We start from the raw sequence: 19,423 nt of genomic DNA on the forward strand, positions 1-19,423 counted from the left end.
TGCGGAGTCAGTTCTTGAAGCGTGCTGCGCACGCGGCCTCAAGCCTTTCCGTTCCTCGGCGGGGCTAAAGGGGGTAAGAGAAATACATCCACCGAACGGCTTCCGGGCTTGGCTGTTGGCTGTTGGGCTGTTCGGAGCCTCCCCTTCTAAACCGCCGAGAAGCGCAGAAGCCGGGGGCCCGAGCGAAGCGAGGTTCAAGCTCTGACTTCGCACCCCTTTGTCTGAACGCAGCGTAGCGAAGTGAGTTGGGTGCCGCCCCGGGGTTCGAGCATCGCAGGGCACCCACCCGCCTTTGGGGTGGGCGGTTTCGCAGGGGAGAGCTTTTTGCCTACTTTTTGGCGGCGCAAAAAGTAGGTCGGCCGCGGGACGAAACCCCGGCTGGGCCTTCCCTCAAACCAGCCGCTGGCTAATCAACCCCGCCGCCGACGGCGAACAACCGCCATGCTCAGGCCAGCCAGCGACGCCAGCAACAACGACCCCGGCTCCGACACCGTGAACGCCCTCACGCTGTCAATCGCCGGCGCGCTGTAGCCACTGTTGTCGCTGGCGCTGTCGAAGGCGTAGACACGCACTTCGCTGAAGCCCGCTGCATCGCTCAGGCCCAGCACGCCACCGATGCCGGTGGCACCCAGCGATACCTTGCCACTGCCGGTCAGCACACCATCCAGCAGCGTCTGCCACAGCACGTTGATGCCCAGATAGCCGGAGTCCATCGCGAACTCGATGCCGTGCAGCCTGGCGCCAGTGCCCTTGATGGACAGGTAGGCGTTGGTGCCCGCCGTCGCGAAGTAGTTGCCCGAGAAGGACTCGCTGTAGGCCTGGCCGGCCGGCACATCGACGCAGAACTCGCCGGCATAGCCGCAGCCGCCATTGTCATTGGCGAAACCGGTGTGCGTGAACAGCAGGCCGCCTTCGGCCCAGGGACTGACGAGGCCGGTGTTGGCCTCGAAGTCGGCTGCGTAGGTCAGGTGCGTCGCACCGGGCGTGGCACTGCCCGCGCCGGTGGTCTGCACGACGCCGGCGATGGCGGGGGCCGCGAGCAGCGCGGTCAGCAGGGGAATGAGCTTGTTCTTCATGATCTTGTTCAGTTCGCGGACACGAGGTCGATGGCGTCGAAGGACAGGGCCGGGCTGAGAAAGCCGGCGCCCGCCGTGCCGCTGACGGCGTTGATGGTCAGCACATTGGTGCCGACGACGAGCTGCGCGGCCGGGATATCGAAGGTGTAGGTGCGGTTGAAGCCGCGATACGTGCCCACTGTGAAGTTGCGCGAGACCTTGGGCGGCGCGGGCGGAATGGCCGAGCTCCAGCTGTTGACGGTCACCTGCGGGCGGGCGGCGGCGAAGTCGCCCGAGATGCCCACGCGCAGCCGCAGCGGCGCCGTGTTCTGGCCGCGCCTGAGCGTGAAACGCACCTGCTGGCCGTTGTTCACGTCCTTCCACAGATAGGACGGGAAGCTGGCCGCCGTGGACGTGCCGACGACGTAGGGTGCGCCCAGCCACGAGGCCATGCGCACGTCGGACGGGTGCATGAAGGTCAGCTTGTCGCCGTTGATGAACTCCTGCGGCGTGCCGTCCCAGCGGCCGATGCGCCAGAGGGCCGGCGTGGCTTCGGGGTCGGCCGTGATGGCCACCGGGTTCAGTGCGTAGTTGGCGTTGGCGGTGACCGTCACCGAGCCCGTCTGCACGGCCAGCTCGCCCTTGTAGACGGTCATCGTGTAGACGCCCGGGAGCATGCCGCTGGCCGTGGCGTGGCCGTCGACAGGGTCAGCGTCGGCCCAGTACTGCGCCTGCGCGTTGGCGAAACCCACCGTGTAGGGCAGGCCGGCAACGCGACCCGTCAGGCCGGCGACGCTGACCGAGCCGCGGCCCACCGGCGGCACGTAGCCGACCAAGCCCACCTGGCCATACCAGCTGGTGTCAGGCCTTGCCGTCGGCGCGCTGCCGTCGTTGAAGATCATCGTGTACGTGTTCAGCACGTTCAGGCGGAAGGGCTCCGTCTGCGCCTCGCCGTAGTTGACGATGTAGGTCAGCTCGTTGTTCGTGCTGGTGATCTGCTGCAGCAGGCTGCGATAGAACGGGCCGCTGGAGCCGCCCTCGTTGTTGTCGCGCCAGAACCAGATGCCTGCGGCGGGGCCGCTGCCGCCGACGAACTCCCAGTCCTTCAGGCGGCGGTTGGCGTAGTGCTTGGAGCGTGTCTGGCCATAGCGCGCGTCGGTGGCCGGGAAGCCGAACACGTCGCTGGCCTCAATGGCGCCGCTGGTGCCGCGCAGGTCCTCGGCCCAGAAGCTCTCGCCGTTGTAGGTGACCAGGCCGCCGGCCGCATGGGCCGGGCCGCCGTTGGGCAGCTTGCCGACGGGGATGCGGGCGATGAAGCGCACCAGGCCATGCACGTCGGGCTGCTCGGTGAAGTGCGTGCCCATGTGGATGTTGGACTCGCCCCGCTTCACCACGTAGTAGTGCGTCAACACGCCGCCCTTTGTGCTGGTGCTGGTGAGGGTGACGCGGATGTAGTCGGTCGCGTTGACGACGCCGCCGTTGTTGCTGGCGGCCGGGGTCACGGTGCCGTTGGCGCTGACCGCCTCGACCTTCAGGCCGACGGCGCTGACGCCGTTGTAGAGCCAGTCGGCACCGGAGTTGAGCTGCGTGCCGCGGCTGGCGTCGGCGTACTCCACGCCCTTGTAGACCATGCTGGACAAGTCGCCGATGGCCGTGGTGCTGCTGGCGTCCCAGCCCCGCACCTTGAACACGAGGCCGCCATCGGTGTCGATGACGTACTGCGGTCGCGCCGCGTTGTTGTTGTCGTGGACGGTGGTGATGCTGAATGCGGCCATTGCGGCCGGTGCCGTTGCGGCGAGAAGGCCTGCGGCCAGCCAGCGCGCCAGAGGCAGGCGCGTGCTTGTCGTGTTCATGAAGTCTCCTGGTCTTGTGTCTTTGTTCACGGTCTGCGAACCGCAAACCGGAGCGGAATGTAGGCAGTGCCTGCCTCCGCATGTACTCAACCAGATGAGCGTTTGGACAAGGCCGTACCCGCGGCCTCAGTGCCCTTGTATAGACAGCGCTGACAATGGATTTGCGATACCGAATGCGACATAGCGCGCGGGCTCGCAGCGCCTCAGATCACTTGATCAGCGCTTGATACGTGAGGCTGCGCACGCGCAGGTGCAGCGTCGAATTGCCGGCCGGCCGCAGCTGCGTCATGAACAGGATGACGAGGCGTTCCTTCGGGTCCACGGTGTACTGAGGGAAGTAGGCGCTGCCCCAGCCGAAGGCACCTTCGCTGCCCAGCTCCTTGAAGCCGCCGCGCTTCACGTTGACCCAGAAGCCCAGGCCGAAGCCATCGGCGTCGCCGCCCGACTTGGCGCCCAGGTGATCGGCCGTCATGAGCGCCACCGTGTGCGGCGCGAGGATGCGCGCGCCGTCGAGCTCGCCCTTGTTGAGCAACATCTGCAGGAAGCGCGTGTAGTCGCCCGCAGTCGACACCATGCCGGCGCCGCCGGACATCAGCTTGTGCGGGCCGTTGACGAAATCGCTCCTGGCCGACGTTTCCATCAGCTTGAGCTGGCCGCCCTCCAGGCCATAGACGTTGGCCAGGCGCTCGACCTTCTCGGGCGGCACGGCAAAGCCGGTGTCTGCCATGCGCAGCGGGTCGGTGATGCGGGCCTTGATGAATGCGTCCAGCGGCTGGCCGGACACGACCTCGACGAGGCGGCCCAGCACATCGGTGGCGTAGCCATAGATGAACTGCTCGCCCGGCTGGCTCTGCAAGGGCAGGGCGGCGAAGCGGTCGGTCCATTGCGCCAGGGTCTCGTCGTTGCCGACGAGATACCAATCCTTCATGCCGGCGGCGTCGTAGGCCGCCTTGGCCGGGCCGCCGCCGTAGCTCATGCCGGCGGTGTGCGTCAGCAGGTCGTGGATGGTCAGCGGGCGGCGCAGCTTCTCGGTGCCGCCGCCGGGCAGCGCCACCTGCTGGTTGGCAAAGGCCGGCAGGTAGCGCGAGACGGGGTCCTTCAGCAGGAAGCGGCCTTCCTCGTAGAGGATCATGGCCGCCACGGTGGTCAGCGCCTTGGTCATGGAGGCGATGCGGAAGATCGTGTCCGTGCGCATGGCCTTGGCGTTCTCGATGTCGCGCTGGCCGTAGGCCTTGAAGACGACCGGCTTGCCATCGCGCAGCACAGCCATCACGCCGCCGGCCAGTTGCTGCTTCGCGATCTGCTCGTCGATGGCGGCGTCCAGGCGCTTCAAGCGCTCGGGCGAGAAGCCTTGTGCGTTGACGGCCTCGGCCGGCTTGGGTGGCGCGGCGCTGGTGACGGGCGCGTGGGTCAGCGCGGCGCAGGCCAGCGCCAAGGCGAGAACGGTGGATTTCATGAGGAGGTCAGTCGCCGAGCGGTCGTTGCTGCGTGAAACCCGGACTGGCGGCCACGCGGTATTGCTCCGGCGGCTGCGGCGTGCTCGGGTCGATCGGGCCGAGATCATCGCGCAGCTGTGCGGCCAACGGAACGCGGGCTTGCCGCATGCCCAGCGCCACCAAACGCGCCAACTGCATGGCGCCGTAGTTGTTGTGGTGGGTGTTGTCGATCTTGCCGGCGTTGATCGGATGCGCCGCCTTGGAGCGCTCGACCCCGAGGGCCGCGTAGAACTGCTGGCTCATCGCGTTGAGGTCGATGAAGGCCAGCTTCATGTCCGTGGCCACGGCGCGTGCGGCGTCGGCGTACTCCAGCAGGCTGGGCCTCAAGCGGCCCTGCTCGTCGAAGTTGCGTCGCTCCATCGACGACAGCACGACCGGCACGCCGCCCCGCGCCAGGATGCGCTCGGCATGCGTGCGCAGCTCGGCCTTGTAGGTCTCGGCGTTGCCGCTGCCGTCCTTTTGCTGTTTCTGGTCGTTGTGGCCGAACTGCAGCAGCACCGTGTCGCCGGGCTGCAGCTGCGACAGGATCTTGTCGATGCGGCGGCGACCCAGCGAATCGCGGAAGGTCTCGCCCGACTGAGCGTGGTTGGCCACGGCCACGGTCGGCTTGAAGAGGGCGGTGAACATCTGGCCCCAGCTGCTGTAGGGCTCGCGCATCTGGTCGGCCACGGTGGAGTCGCCGAGCAGGAAGATGGTGGGCACCTGCACCGGCTCGATGACCAGCTTGCGCAGAGCGGGCTGGCTGCCGTTGATCTCCAGCGTGATGCGCTGGTCCCAGGCCCAGCTCTCGTCCTTGCTCTCGCGCGGCTCCTTGAGCTTGACGACGCCGGCCTCAATGCCGGGCACTGCGGCGATGCGCGCGGTGCGCACGTTGACGATGAAGCTGCGCGTCTGCGTGGCGCCTGCGGGCACCTGCACGCCGTCCAGCATCAGCCGGCGCAGCTCGGCCTTGATCGTCGTGTCGCTGTCTTTGGTCCCACCCAGCGTGGCGGTGACGCGGTAGTTGCCCTCGGCGGGCACGTCGACCGTGAAGAAGCTCGGCTGGCCGGCCGCGTTGCGCGGCGCACCGGGCTCGAAACCGCTGCCGCGTTCACGGCTGTAAGTGGGCTCGGGCGTGGCGGTGAGGTCGAAGCTGAGCGCGTTGGCGGCGGGCGGTGGCGGCGAAGCGCAGCCGCTGAGGCACAGAGGCGCGCAGAGGAGCAAGGGGAGAAGAAAGCGCATGTGTCAGTCCGTCAGGTGTTGCCCGCAGCGACGCTCAAGGGCGGGCTTGCAGCGGTTGCAGCGACGAGTCGGCCGCATGGCCGCTGCCACGGCCCCACAGGCGGTCATAGGACCAGCCGGTCAGGTCTTCGACGATGCGGCCGCTTTCGGGGGTCTCGGCTTCGGTCGCGCCATTGCGCAGGCGCTCGACCTCGTTGACGAGCACGGCATGCGTGCGCGCGTTGAGGCGGAAGGACCACGAGGCCACCAGGCCGAACAGCATCATCAGCAGCGGCCCGCCCACCATCAGCGCGGTGATGGTCTGGATGGCCTCGGCGCTCTGCACGATGACCTCGCCCGGCCGCGTCTTGGGCGAGATGTAGCCGCCCAGGTCGATGATCCAGCCGGTGGCGATGATGGCGGCGCTCTGGGCGACCTTGCGCACCAGCGTCATCACGCCGGCAAAGATGCCCTCGCGGCGCTGGCCGGTGACGGCCTCGTCGATGTCGGGCAGGTAGTTGTAGACCGACCAGGGCACGAAGTTCAGCGTGCCGCGGCCCAGGCCCGCCAGCACGATGGGCAGGAAGAGCCAGAAGATCAGGGCCGGGCTGAAGCTGTCGCGCGACGGGTCCAGCGCGGTGAACAGGTTGGCGCCCAATGCCTTGAAGCCTTCCTGGAAGCCTTCTGGCGTTGTCAGGAAGAAGCCGAAGTACAGCAGCAGTGCCGCGCCGAACAGGCTGATGGCGATGCGGTAGGCCAGCACGGGCCCGGTGCGGATGACGATCTGGATGGCCACCATCACCGAGATCAGCTGGGCCACATACATGACCGTCATCAGCTGCGAGATGACGAGGGTCGCGCCCATCAGCACGGTGGCGACGAAGATCGGGAACGCGGTGTTGAAGATGTCCTGCGACAGGTAGCCGCCCAGGTAGATGGACAGGTGCTGGCGGAAGGCGCGGATCTTCAGCGTGGAGAACAGGTCGCGGAACATCTTGGCGGGTATGGCCAGCGCCGCCTTGAGGTTGAAGCCGCCATAGGTCTGCGACAGCACGGCCTGCTCGCGCGGGCCATAGGGCCGCTCCCAGCTCGTCAGCACGACGATGGTGACGACGATGGAGAAGATGATGCCGAAGATGGCGGCCATCCAGAAGAAGGTGTCGGGCGAGTCCTTGCCGCCGAAGTGGCTGATGAGCAGCGTGGGCAGGTAGGAGGCCAGGATGGCCGAGCTTTGCGCCACGATCATGCGGGCGCCGGCGAACTTGGCCTTGGCCTTGTAGTCCTTGGTCATCTCGGCGGCCAGCGTTTCCCAGGGGATGAGAAACATCGTGTACAGCAGCTCGAAGAAGATGAAGGTGAGCAGGTAGTAGGTGAAGCTGTGGCCGGTGCGGAAGATCAGCGCGAAGCTGGGCAGCAGCGGGATGGTGATCAGCAGGAACAGCTTGCGCCGGCCGATCTTGCGGCCGACCCAGGTGTGGCGCAGGTTGTCCGACACGTAGCCGATCAGCGGGCAGGTGATGGCTTCTAAGAGTCTGGGTAGTCCCAGGATCAGGCCGGCTTCGACGGCGCTGAGGCCGCAGAAGGTGGTGAAGAAATAGAACAGCCAGCCCGTGATGACGGCCTGGGCGCCGGCGCCGAGCATGTCGCCACTGCCCCAACCCCAGTAGTTGATCCAGGTGGGTTCTTTGGCGGCGGGGTGGAGGTTTCGGGTGGGAGTCATGTCGGTGCTCTTTGAGCGCTTGTCTCAGCTGCTCTTGTTTTCTGCGGACAGTGGTGCCGGGATTTCGCCCCGGCGGGCGAGTCACTTTCTGGTCCGCCAGAAAGTAACCAAAGAGCTCCCCCCGACCGCGCCGCCCTACGCTGCGCTTCGGGTGCCCTGCGCTGCTCAGTCCTTGAGGGCCCGCGCGGAACTCCCTTCGCTACGCTGCGGTCAGACAACCGCGCGGAGTCAGTTCTTGAAGTGCGCTTCGCGCACGCCCTCAAGGCCTTGCGCTGCTCGGCGGTGCTAAAGGGGGTAAGAGGAATACCTCGTGGCAAACGGCTTCCGGGCTTGGCTGCTGGCTGTTGGGGCTGTTCGGGAACCTCCCCTTCTAAACCGCCGAGAAGCGCAGAAGCCCGGGGCGCGAGCGCAGCGAGCTTCGACATCTGACTTCGCACCCCTTTGTTTGAACGGAGCGTAGCGAAGTGAGTTGGGTGCGGCCCCGGGTTTCGAGCATCGCAGGGGACCCCGCAAGGGGCGGTTTCGCAGGGGAGAGCTTTTTGCCTACTTTTTGGCGGCGCAAAAAGTAGGTCGCCCGCGGGGGCGAAATCCCCGCTGGGCCTGGCCAAGAACCAACCGCAACGCATAGCCAACCAAATCAGATGAAGCGAACCAGCAATTCGCCCATTGCGAGCAAAGCCATCGCCTGCCCAAACGGCATCGACGTCAGCGGAATGTCCTTGTATTCCTGCAGCGTGTTGAACACCGGCGTCCCGAAGCTGACCTGCGTCAGCTCCCCCGCCTCGTTGATCTTCGACCGCACCGCCAGCGCCGCCTTCACGCCGAAGGCTTCGTAGTCACGAGAGATGTAGCCCTTGCGCACCGCCTTCAGGATGCCGTACGCGAACCCAGCCGAAGCCGCCGCCTCGTCATACGAGGTGGGGTCATCCAGCAGCGTCGGCCACAAGCCGGACGGCGACTGGAACTGAGCTAGCGCCTTCACCTGCGCCTCCAGCGTCGACACCAGGAACTGTCGGAACGCATCGCCCTCAGGCAGGTTCAGCAACTCGATGAATTCGGGAATGACGATGGTCACCCACGAATTTCCGCGCGCCCACAAGGCATTCGCAAAGTTGTGCCGCCCCTCAAACGTCCAGCCGTGGAACCACAGCCCCGTCTTGCGGTCCGCCAGGTATTTGATGTGAACCAGAAACTGCCGCTTCGCCTCTTCCACGTAATGCGGACGCCCAAGCAGCAGGCCGAACTTGGCCAGCGGCAGCACGGACATCATCAGCGTGTCGTCCCACAGTTGCTGGTGGTTCACGCTGTTGTAGACGATGTGCTGGAAGCCGCCTTCCTCGGTGCGCGGCAGCTCGTTGTAGACCCACTCGGCCCAGCGGTCGATGTAGGGCAGGAAGCGGCGGTCGCCGGTGCGGTCGAACAGGTAGGCCAGCGTCAGGAAGGGGGCCACCGTGTTGATGTTGCGGCTGGGCATGCCTTCCTTGAAGCGCGCCTCGAACCAACTGGTCATGATGTCCCAGGCCTTGGGGTCGCCCGTCAGCTCCCAGACCTTGTAGACGCCGTACAGGCCCACGCCGTGCGTCCACTCAAAGCCGTTCCAGCCCTTGGTGTCCAGCACGCGGCCGTCGTCCAGGCGCAGCAGGAACTTGCCGTCGGTGTCCTCGATGTTGATCAGGTTGTGGATCAGCCGGTCGATGGCGCCGCGGATGTCGTCGCGGTCCGCGCCGAGGTGTGCCGTGTGGTGGGCCAGCAGCGGGTGGATCTTGGACGAATCGACGGGCTTGAGGATCTGGTTGGACATGGTGTTGTCTCTATTCACTATTCAGAGGGACAGCGCAGCCGGGAAAAGGCCGGGAGCTGCGACGCGCAGACGCGCGAATTGGGTGGAGCCGGGCTGGCCATCGCCGAGCGCCTTGAACAGCGCGGCGCGGGTCAGCCGCTGCTGTTCGTCGCGGGAGACGGTGGCCTCGCCGTCAAGGAACTGATGGCCATAGTGGCCAAACTGCGAATGATTGCCACCCGGGATCGTGATCCATTCGGTACCGGCGGGCAGCAGGCGCTTGTTGGCAAGCACTTTGCTCGCCGCTGCGACCTCGTCATGTTCGGCATAGACCTTGGTGACCGGCAGTGCCAGCGCCGACAGGTCGTGCGACTTGGGATGCGTGGTGCCCACCAGCACCAGCGCCGCCACGCCAGGTTGCGCGGTTTGCAGCCACCGGGCGGCGATGGCCCCGCCCAGCGAATGCCCTGCCGCGACCCAGGCCGCGGTGTCGGGCTGGCCGGCCATCAGCGCGCGAGCGTGGGCGATGGCCTCGTCGCGTTGCGAGTCCAGCGGCGCAAACCGCCAGGGCAGGCGGACGATGAACACGCGGTGGCCGGCCTCGGCCAGCGGGCGCAGCAGCGGCACATAGGCCTCGGCAGCGACGCCGGAACCGCAAAAGAAAACCAGCCCACGCGGCTTCGGGCCAGCGGTGGGCTGCAGGGCCAGCGCCGTGCCGGTATCGAGCACCTGCACGCGGGCATCGCTTTGCAGCATCTCTGCGGGCACGCCCTGGGTGCGCAGCGAGTTCGCCAGCCACAGGCTGAAGCCAAGCGCCCAGACCAGCATGGCGGCACGCAACCAGCGGCGCAGCGGGCGTCGCGGATTCGTGTCGGCTGGGAGCTGGGCCATGGCTACGCCGATCAACGCTGCAAGGTGCGCGGCTGGGCCACGGCTTCCAGCGGCACGCCACCGCGCGCCACGGCCAGCGGCACCAGGCGAACGGCCTCCAGCGCGTTCGCCGCCAGGCCATCGGTCGTGACGGCCAGTGTCAGCGTGTTCTCGCCGTTCGGGTTCAGGATGCCGGGCGGCAGCACGAAGACGCGCTGCGGGCCGATGTGGGCAATGAACTGGCCCAGGTTCCAGCCGTTGACGAAGATCAGCGCGCGGTTCTCGACCTCGGAGCGCGGCTTGCTCGTGTCGCCAAAGGCCAGGCCCAGCTGCACGTCATGGCCTTGCGGCATGTCCAGCTTGAAGCTCGTGCGCAGCCAGTAGCTGCCGGGGGCGGAAGGCGCTGCGCCGGGCGTCGTGGCTTCCCAGCCGGCCTGGGGCTTTGCCGGGTCGACGGGCAAGTGCCAGCCCATGCGCTCGCCGTGCAGGCCGCCACTGTTCATCGGGCCGCGCACGAGGTCGGCGATGTCCTCGCCGCCCTTGTTGCCCTGGATCTTCCAGGCGATGGGCGTGCCGAAGCGCTGGCCGCCCCTGGGCGTGATGGACGCCGAGATCAGGCCGCGCGCCTCCTTGTGCACGTCGTCGGCGAACAGGTCCCAGTTGTGCGAGTTGTTGCGCACGACGACGGCCAGCACATGCTCGCCCGCAGGCAGGTCCTTCAGCAATTGCCGGAAGGTGTCGGTCGTCTCGGGGAAGGGCCGGCCGGTGTCGTGCTCCTGCTGACCGATGAACTTGCCGTCCAGCCAGACCTGGATCAGACCCGCGCCGCCGCCGCCGAAGAAGAGTTCGAGCTGCTGCGGCTTGGTGTCGGCGGTCGTGAAGCGGCCGCGATACCAGACGTCGCCGTGATGGAAGCCGTAGTCGCTCATCGCCAGCACCGGCTGGCCCTTGTCGGGCGCGGTGTAGACGTTGGCGGCCGAAGCGCCCGCATCGGTCTTGCGCCAGGCGCTGTCGTCGAAGCCCGGTGCGGCTTCGAGTGAATCGAAGCGGCGCGTCCAGGTCAGCTCCATCAGGTCGGGCAACTTGATGGCATCGGGGCCGGGCAGGGCGGCGCGGGCGGCGAGGCTGAAGTCCTGCGCCGCCGCGGCGACGGCCTGGCCGTTGAAGCTCAGCGCGCTGATGCCCTCCGGCGCCCAGGCGCGCAGCGTGCTCGGCTGCGTCGTGTCACCGCTCAGTTGCAGGGTTTTGCCTGCGATGGCTGCGGTGCGGACGAGGCCGGGGCTGCGCACCAGCACAGGCTGGTCGCCGGCCTGCAAGCGCCAGAACTCCCAGCCGGTCTTCTCGTCGGCCAGCAGCAGCAACAGCGGTGCGCGGCCGCCGCCGCTGATCAGCACCTCGATCAGCCCTTGATGGGCATAGTTCAGGCGCAGGTCGCCGCTCTTCGCGTCCCAGTTCACCTGGGCCTGGCCCCGCAGCAGCTTCACGGTCGGCTTGGCGGCGTAGCGCAGCACGGTCTCGCCGTCGTCGCCATTGCGGCCGTAGAGCAGCGCCACGTCACGCGCACCCTGCTGCAGCTGGGCCTGCAGTTCGCTGGTGCTGTAGACCAGGTGCTGGCGCTCCAGCGCGTAGGACGCGAGCAGCAGCTTGGCGTCCTGGCCTGTCAGCGTCAGTTTGCCGGCCTGCGGAACTTGGTAGCTGCCGTCGCGCGTCTGCAGCTTGAAGCCGAAGACCTCGCTGCCCGACAGGTGGTTGTGCTGGGCCAGCAGGACATGGCTGCCCAGTGCCTTGTTGACGTTGTGATACAGCCTGATCCTGGCGTTGCCCGCGTCGATGACGTCGCCCTTGTCCATCTGCGCCAACACCGGCGTGGCCGCCTGAACGAAGCCGCCCATCTGCTTGAGCACCAGCGCCTTGTCGCGCATCACGCGGGCTTCGCTGATGGGCGAGCCGTAGTCGTAGCTCGTGTAGACGATGGGCCCCGGCTGCCAGCCCCAGCTGGTGCCGCCAAACGCCATGTAGATGGAGTGGATGGTCAGCGAGTTGATGAGGCTGCTGCCGTAGAACACGCGCTGGTAGCCCGGGCCCTGGCGCTCCGCCGTGCATTCATAAGTGCCGTTAGAGCCCCAGTAGTCAAACCAGCCCGCGCCGATCTCGGCGACGAAGCCCGGCGTGTTGGGCGAGGCCAGCGAGCCGACCTTGGGGAAGTTCTTGCCGTAGATGCCCCAGTCCGGCGCCGGTGCGGGCGTGCCGGGCTTGGCGTCGACGCCGCAGACACCGCCTGGGTAGCCGTCAAAGGCATAGAGGTCGGTCGGGCCGGGGTTGGCAAACGGCGCGGTGGAGTTCTTGGGCGTCCAGTCCGGCAGGCGCGAGGCGGCGTTGTGGAACAGCGGCACGGTGATGCCGTCGGCCCGCGCCTTGTCCGCCAGGTTCTGCATGTGGCGGATGTTCTTGGGGTTCACCGCGAACAGCTCGTTTTCCAGCTGGTAGGCAATGACCTTGCCGCTGCCGTTGGTGATCTGGTGCCGAGCCAGGATGGCGTTGATCTGCGTCAGCCATTCATCGGCCGCAGCCTGGTATTCGGCGGCATCGGTGCGCGCCTCCGCGCGCTGGCGCAGCAGCCAGCCAGGGAAGCCGCCCGCCGTCAGCTCGGCGTTGACGTAGGGCCCCATGCGGGCGATGACGTAGAGGCCTTCCTCCTCGGCCATCTGGATGGCGCGCTCGATGTTGCGCACGCCGGTGAAGTCGTAGTGGCCCGGCTTGGCCGAGTGGTAGCCCCAGCTGAAGTAGAAGGACACGGCGTTCAGGCCGGACGCCTTCATCTTTTGCAGCACGTCGCGCCACAGGCTGGGCGAGGGCAGCCGGAAGGGGTGGAACTCGCCCGCGAAGATCATCTCCCGCTTGCCGTCGATGATGAGCGAGTGACGGTCCCAGGCAATCGCCTTGGGCTTGCCCTTGGGGGCCGTCACACGCGCCAGCTGTGCGGTGTCTTCCGAGATGACGGTGAAGTGGCGCACGGTCCCCGACACGCCGCCCAGCTCCTTCTTGGCCGTCCAGGTCTGCAGGCCGTCGAAGCTGTCGGAGTACCAGTAGCGCTTCGTCATGTAGTCGTCGAAGTAGATGCGCCAGCCATTGCGGCCGTCTGCACTCTTCACCGGCACCAGGGCCTGGCCTTCCGACGGGCCGCCCCAGCCGGCCCAATCGCCGGTCTTCTGGAAGGTCCATGGGCCGTCCAGCGACGGCGCGGTGGCCAGCTCGATGAACTTGGTCGTCTCGTTCTTCGTGAACGCGACGTAACGGCCTTCGTGCTGGATGACGAAGGTGTCGATGTAGTTCTTCTCCAGCCCCTGCATGGGCACCGGGTCGCCAAACTTCGTGAAGCTCGCGTCCAGCGCCTTCACGGTGTAGGCGCCGAACGGGCCTTGCGTACCGGTCGTCGACAGGCTGACGATGAGCTTCAGGCTGCCGTCGCTGTCACGGAACCATTCAGGCGCCCAGACGTTCTTGACCCCGGCCAGCTTCACCGGCACATCGGCTACATGCGTCCAGGTCTTCAGGTCGGCCGACTTGGCGATGCCGAACGTCGAGCCGTTCCAGTTGGTCGTGTAGGCGATGTAGTAGATGCCGTCCGCCGCGCGGATGATGGACGGGTCGCGCAGCAGCTCCTTGGCCGGCGTGTAGACCTCCGAACCCAGCGACGTGAAGTTGATACCGTCGTTGGAGCTGAACAGGCTCAGCGTGTTCTGCGACGTGGCCATGAAGGCCGACATCAGATAGGTGCGTTCGGTCTTGATGACCGGCTTTGTCGCCGGCGCCGGCGTGCTGACGGCAGTGGGCGCCTGCTGGCCGGGCAGGTCCTGCGCCTGCGCGGCTGCACACAGCAGCAGCGAAGCCAGCGAGACCATCCGGAGGGCGGGGCGGGGCGACAAAGCGGAAGCAGCGGGCATGAGCGGACCGGGAGTGCGGGGAGCCTCGGGCAGTTTCACCCGGTTCCATGCCGGAAAAAATCAAGCGCGTGCGAGAAGCGGTCAGGTCAGGGTTATCGCGACAGCAGGCGAAAATGCCCGCCATATGTTCAGTTTCTTCAAGAAGACGACTTCCGCTCCCGCCGAAGACGAAGCGCCCATCCTGCTGCCCGAAGGGTGGGTCACCAAGCCGGCCAGCCCGCCACCCCCGCCTGCTGCGGTTGCTGCGCCTGCACCCGCGCCTGTCGCGGTCCCGGTCGCGCCGGTTTCCGCTCCCGTCGCGCCAGCGCCTGTCCGGCTCAGCGCCCCGCCGCCGCCCGCGCCGGCTCCAGCGCCGGAACCCGTCGAGGCCCCGCGCCAGGGCTGGCTCGACCGCCTGCGCGCCGGCCTGCGCAAGACCGGCAGCAGCATTGCCGGCGTCTTCACCGGTACGCAGATCGACGACCAGCTCTACGAGGAGCTGGAAGAGGCCCTGCTGATGGCGGATGCCGGTGTCAGGGCCACGCAGTTCCTGCTCGACGACCTGAAGCGCCGCGTCAAGGACGCCAGGGCGAGCGACCCGCAGGCCGTCCGCGCGCTGCTGATCGACGCGCTGGCCGAGCTGCTGGCGCCGCTGGAAAAGGGCCTGGAAGTGGGGCGCCATTCGCCCACCGTCATGATGGTCGTAGGTGTCAACGGCGCCGGCAAGACGACCAGCATCGGCAAGCTGACCCGCCACTTGGCCGAGGCCGACCAGAAAGTGCTGCTAGCGGCGGCCGACACCTTCCGCGCGGCGGCGCGAGAGCAGCTCGGCGTGTGGGCCGACCGGGCCAAGGTCGAGATCATCAGCCAGGAGGGCGGCGACCCGGCGGCGGTGAGCTTTGACGCCGTCACCGCTGGCCGCGCACGCGGCGCCGATGTCGTCATTGCCGACACCGCCGGCCGCCTGCCGACGCAGGTCCACCTGATGGAGGAGCTGAAGAAGATCAAGCGCGTCATCAACAAGGCCCAGGAAGGCGCGCCGCACGAGGTGCTGCTGGTGGTGGACGGCAACACCGGCCAGAACGCGCTGAACCAGGTCAAGGCCTTTGACGAGGCGCTGGGCCTGACGGGGCTGATCGTCACCAAGCTCGACGGCACGGCCAAGGGCGGCGTGCTGGCGGCCATCGCGCGCGAGCGGCCCGTGCCGGTCTACTTCATCGGCGTGGGTGAGAAGCTGGAAGACCTGGAGACCTTCAGCGCACGGGAGTTCGCGCGAGCGCTGCTGGAGTAGGACCCTGACCGATGGCATGGGCCGTCGGACTGCCTATGCTGCCGGCTCGTCCAACCGTTAGAGGTCCGCATGTCCCGTACCCAGCTTCTGCTTCCGCTGACCCTGGCGCTCGCCGCCGCGCTGCCCATGAGCGCGCTCGCTGCCGACGCCCGCAAGACCGCCATCACCGTGGGCGACACGCCGTTGATCCCGCGCGCCGCGCTGTTCGGCAACCCGGTCAAGGCCGGCGCGCAGCTGAGCCCCGACGGCCAATGGCTGTCGTGGATGGCGCCGGTGAACGGCGTGATGAATGTCTGGGTCGCGCCGGCCGACAAACCGGAAGCCGCCAAGGCCGTCACCGATTCCAAGGACCGCCCCATCCCCGGCCATTTCTGGTCGGGCAACAGCGAGCAATTGCTGTTCGTCAAGGACACCGCCGGCGACGAGAACTTCCGCCTCTACGGCGTGGACGTGAAGACCGGCGCGCAGCGCGACTACACGCCCTTCGACAAGGTGCGCGTGCGCATGATGGGCGGCTCGCGCAAGCGCGTGGACGAAGTGCTGGTCGGCATCAACAACCGCGACCCGCGCTGGCACGATGTGCACCTGCTCAACCTGAAGACCGGCGAGCTGAAGCTGGTCATGAAGGGCGACGGCTTTGCCGGCTTCGAAACCGACGACGACCTGCAGGTGCGCCTGGGCGCCCGCCCCAACGCCGCTGGCGGCACGGACTACTTTCAGGTCAAGGACGGCGTGGTCGCCGACAAGGCCTTCCTGAGCACCAGCCTGGAAGACAACGCCACCGGCCCGATCGGCTACACCGCCGACGGCAAGACCTTGTACTGGCGGGATTCGCGCGACCGCGACACCACAGCCGTGTTCGCCGAGGACACCGCCACCGGCCAGCGCAAGCTGATCGCCCAGGACGCCCGAGCGGACCTCGGGCAGACGCTGCGCAACACCGTCACCGGCGAGGTGCAGGCCTATGCGGTCGACTACCTGACCACCGAATGGCACTTCGTCGACAAGGGGCTCAAGGCCGATTTCGACTGGCTGCAGCAGCAACTCGGCAAGGGCGAGGTCTTCGTCGCCAGCCGCACGCGCGCCGACGACAAGTGGATCGTCGGCATCGACCCGGTCTCCAAGGTGTCCGCCACCTACCTGTACGACCGCAAGGCGAAAAAGCTGACGGCGCTGTACATCGCCCGCCCCGAGCTGCAGAACGCGCCGCTGGTGGCCATGCATCCGGTCGAGATCAAGGCCCGCGACGGCCTGACGCTGCCCAGCTACCTGACGCTGCCGCAGGGTGCCGACAAGAACGGCGACGGCAAACCCGAACAGGCCGTGCCCATGGTGCTGCTCGTGCACGGCGGCCCCTGGGGCCGTGACGGCCATGGCTACAACGGCACCCATCAGTGGCTGGCCAACCGGGGCTATGCGGTGTTGTCGGTGAACTTCCGAGCCTCCACCGGCTTCGGCAAGAAGTTCCTGAACGCCGGCAACAAGCAATGGGGCCTGGCCATGCACGACGACCTGATCGACGCCGTGAACTGGGCTGTCAAACAGGGCGTCACGAGCAGCGACAAGGTGGCCATCATGGGCGGCAGCTATGGCGGCTATGCGGCGCTCGCCGGCGTGGCCTTCACGCCGACAACGTTCGCCTGCGCGGTGGACATCGTCGGGCCGTCCAATCTCGAAACCCTGCTGGGCACCATTCCGGCCTACTGGGAAGCCGGCAAGAAGCAGATGTACAGCCGCATGGGCGACCCGACGACCGACGAGGGCAAGGCCATCCTGCGCGCTGCGTCGCCGCTGTACAAGGCCGACCAGATCGTGCGTCCGCTGCTCATCGGCCAGGGCGCCAACGACCCTCGCGTGAAGCAGGCGGAGTCGGACCAGATCGTCCAGGCGATGCAGGCCAAGAACATCCCGGTCACCTATGTGGTCTACCCGGACGAGGGCCACGGCTTCGCCAAGCCCAACAACCGCATCGGCTTCAATGCGATTGCCGAGACCTTCCTGGGCAACTGCCTGGGCGGCCGCGTCGAGCCGCTGGGCGAGACGGTGCGCCAGTCGACCGCGCAGATCGCGCACGGCGCCGACTTCCTGCCGGGCCTGAAGGCGGCTTCGGAGAAGAAATAGGTCCGAGTTTGCGGGCCGCGCGCCGAGCCGGCCCGCCTTGGACGGGGCTTCAGTGCCCGGCGTGCGGCGTGTCGGCGTAGTAGCCGGCGCCGCGCAGTTTGGGGAACAGCGTTTCTCTCAACTGCTCGGCCTCGCCGCTCTGCCATTCGCGCTGCCACTGCGTGACTGTCAGCTCGGTGGCCGCCAGCACGCGCAGCAGGCGCTCGCGCTTGCGTGCGTGCCGGGCCTGCTCGTCGGCAGCCGGCATGAGCACGACCGAGCGCACGACACCATGCTCGTCGCAGAGCGCAAAGTCCACCGTCAGCAGCCCCGTGCGTGACAGCCACTCGCGATAGGAATGCGCCGGTACGCGCACCAGCTTGTGCAGCGGCACATGCGCGAGCAGGAAGCCTTTCGGGTGCTCCATCGCCAAGGCATGAGCGATGCATTTGTGGGCATGCCGCTCCGCGCTCGCCAGTACTCGCGCGGCGGTGGGCGGCCAGCGCACGACGGTGTCGCCAAGGTCGACCCCGCGGGTGCCGACGGGTTTGGTGAAGCGGCTCAGCCAGGCGCCGACGGCGCTGGGAAGATGGAGGTTCAGCATGGCGCGCGACGGTAGCGGCGTTGCCACGGCTTGACCATGCGCAACCAGCCTTCAAGCGTGGGGGTCAGGTGTTTCCACCAGGACCCGGCTGGGCGTCACATGCCCGGCAGGCCCTTCATGCCGCCCATGCGCTTCATCATCTTCATGAGGCCGCCGCCCTTCATCTTCTTCATCATCTGCTGCATCTGGTCGAACTGGTTCAGCAGGCGGTTGACGTCCTGGATCTGCACGCCGGCACCCGCCGCGATGCGGCGCTTGCGGCTGGCCTTGCTCTTGCCGTCCATCAGCAGCGTGGGGTGGGAGCGCTCCTTGGCGCTCATCGCGCGCAGGATGCCTTCCATGCGCTTCATGTCGCGCTCGGCGCGGTCCATGTCGGCCTGGCCGGGCTGCTTGTTGCCCATCATGTTCTGCGGCAGCTTGTCCATCAGGCCGCCCAGGCCGCCCATCTTCTTCATCTGCGCGATCTGCGTCAGGAAGTCGTTCAGGTCGAAGCCGCTGCCGCTCTTGAGCTTCTCGGCCATGGCCTGCGCCGAAGCCATGTCGACATTGGCGGTGACCTGCTCGACCAGGGCGACGATGTCGCCCATGCCGAGCACGCGGCCGGCATGGCGGTCGGCGTCGAAGACCTCCAGGCCGTCGATCTTTTCCGAGACACCCGCGAACTTGATCGGCGCGCCGGTGATCTGGCGCACCGACAGCGCCGCGCCACCGCGCGAGTCGCCGTCCAGCTTGGTCAGGATGACGCCGGTCAGCGGCAGCGCTTCCTTGAAGGCCTTGGCCGTGTTGACCGCATCCTGGCCCTGCATCGCGTCGACGACGAACAGCGTCTCGACCGGGTTCAGCACCGCGTGCAGCTCCTTGATCTCGGCCATCAGCACGTCGTCGATGGCGAGGCGGCCGGCCGTGTCGACGAGCAGCACGTCGAAGTAGTGGCGCCTCGCGTGGTCCAACGCGGCAAGGGCAATGTCGCGCGGCTTCTGGTTCGGTTCGGACGGGAACCATTCGCCGCCGGCCTGCCGGGTCACCGTCTTCAGCTGCTCGATGGCGGCTGGGCGGTAGACGTCGGCGGAGACCGTCAGCACCTTCTTCTTGCGCTTCTCGATCAGGTGCTTGGTGAGCTTGGCCGTCGTCGTCGTCTTGCCGGCGCCCTGCAGGCCGGCCATCAGGATGACCGCAGGCGGCTGGGCGGCGAGGTTGATGTCGGCCACGCCCTCGCCCATCGTCGCGGCCAGTTCCTTGTGGACGACCGACACCAGCACCTGGCCGGGGTTCAGCGAGCCGACGACCTCCTGGCCGAGCGCCTTCTCCTTCACGCGGGCGATGAAGTCGCGCACGACCGGCAGGGCCACGTCGGCCTCCAGCAGGGCCATGCGCACCTCGCGCAGCATGTCCTGCACATTGGTCTCGGTGATGCGGGCCTGCCCGCGCATCGTCTTGACGAGGCGACTCAGGCGGTCGGTGAGGTTGGAAGCCATGGGATAGGAGAGGGCCGGTCCGCCAGAACGGTGGAGGCCAAAAGTACACTGCGACC

General features: G+C 67.3%; 12 protein-coding genes. 2 read left to right on the top strand and 10 right to left on the bottom strand.

The features are described from left to right. Positions 1-410 precede the first annotated feature (410 nt). From AC0IZJ_RS25650 to AC0IZJ_RS25685, 8 genes are all read right to left on the bottom strand, one after another. A complete protein-coding gene (locus tag AC0IZJ_RS25650) occupies positions 411-1,076 on the bottom strand; it encodes a hypothetical protein (protein ID WP_471854639.1) in 666 nt (221 codons plus the stop codon). A gap of 8 nt (positions 1,077-1,084) precedes the next feature. Further along, positions 1,085-2,908, bottom strand: coding sequence for a rhamnogalacturonan lyase B N-terminal domain-containing protein (locus AC0IZJ_RS25655; protein ID WP_471854641.1), 1,824 nt, complete (start codon positions 2,906-2,908; stop codon positions 1,085-1,087). A 208-nt stretch (positions 2,909-3,116) separates the two neighbouring features. Further along, positions 3,117-4,364, bottom strand: a complete 1,248-nt coding sequence (locus AC0IZJ_RS25660; protein ID WP_471854643.1) for a serine hydrolase domain-containing protein — start codon at positions 4,362-4,364, stop codon at positions 3,117-3,119. Between the two features lie 7 nt (positions 4,365-4,371). After that, positions 4,372-5,625, bottom strand: a complete 1,254-nt coding sequence (locus tag AC0IZJ_RS25665) for a rhamnogalacturonan acetylesterase (RefSeq protein WP_471854645.1) — start codon at positions 5,623-5,625, stop codon at positions 4,372-4,374. 34 nt (positions 5,626-5,659) lie between these two features. Then, complete coding sequence (locus AC0IZJ_RS25670; protein ID WP_471854647.1) at positions 5,660-7,324, bottom strand: MFS transporter; 1,665 nt, start codon at positions 7,322-7,324, stop codon at positions 5,660-5,662. Between the two features lie 637 nt (positions 7,325-7,961). Further along, entirely contained in the window at positions 7,962-9,125 is a 1,164-nt protein-coding gene (gene bglB / locus AC0IZJ_RS25675; RefSeq protein ID WP_471854649.1) for a beta-galactosidase BglB, read from the bottom strand. Positions 9,126-9,146: 21 nt separating this feature from the next. Beyond that, positions 9,147-9,995 carry an alpha/beta hydrolase gene (locus AC0IZJ_RS25680; protein ID WP_471854651.1) on the bottom strand — a complete coding sequence of 283 codons (849 nt, stop codon included), beginning with the start codon at positions 9,993-9,995 and terminating at the stop codon, positions 9,147-9,149. An 11-nt stretch (positions 9,996-10,006) separates the two neighbouring features. After that, on the bottom strand, positions 10,007-13,918 hold the full coding sequence (locus tag AC0IZJ_RS25685; protein WP_471854652.1) for a beta-galactosidase: 3,912 nt from the start codon (positions 13,916-13,918) through the stop codon (positions 10,007-10,009). Positions 13,919-14,042: 124 nt separating this feature from the next. Here AC0IZJ_RS25685 and ftsY point away from each other — a divergent pair, with 124 nt between their 5' ends. Further along, positions 14,043-15,188: a signal recognition particle-docking protein FtsY gene (ftsY, locus tag AC0IZJ_RS25690; protein WP_471854653.1), complete on the top strand. Its 1,146-nt coding sequence runs from the start codon at positions 14,043-14,045 to the stop codon at positions 15,186-15,188. A 69-nt stretch (positions 15,189-15,257) separates the two neighbouring features. After that, positions 15,258-17,309: a S9 family peptidase gene (locus AC0IZJ_RS25695; RefSeq protein WP_471854654.1), complete on the top strand. Its 2,052-nt coding sequence runs from the start codon at positions 15,258-15,260 to the stop codon at positions 17,307-17,309. A 49-nt stretch (positions 17,310-17,358) separates the two neighbouring features. On the opposite strand, the gene AC0IZJ_RS25700 is transcribed toward AC0IZJ_RS25695, so the two are convergent. Both AC0IZJ_RS25700 and ffh read right to left on the bottom strand, forming a co-directional pair. After that, positions 17,359-17,892, bottom strand: coding sequence for a hypothetical protein (locus AC0IZJ_RS25700; RefSeq protein ID WP_471854656.1), 534 nt, complete (start codon positions 17,890-17,892; stop codon positions 17,359-17,361). 95 nt (positions 17,893-17,987) lie between these two features. Next, entirely contained in the window at positions 17,988-19,367 is a 1,380-nt protein-coding gene (gene ffh / locus AC0IZJ_RS25705) for a signal recognition particle protein (protein ID WP_471854658.1), read from the bottom strand. Positions 19,368-19,423 lie beyond the last annotated feature (56 nt).

The sequence above is a fragment of the Roseateles sp. AC306 genome (assembly GCF_979253795.1).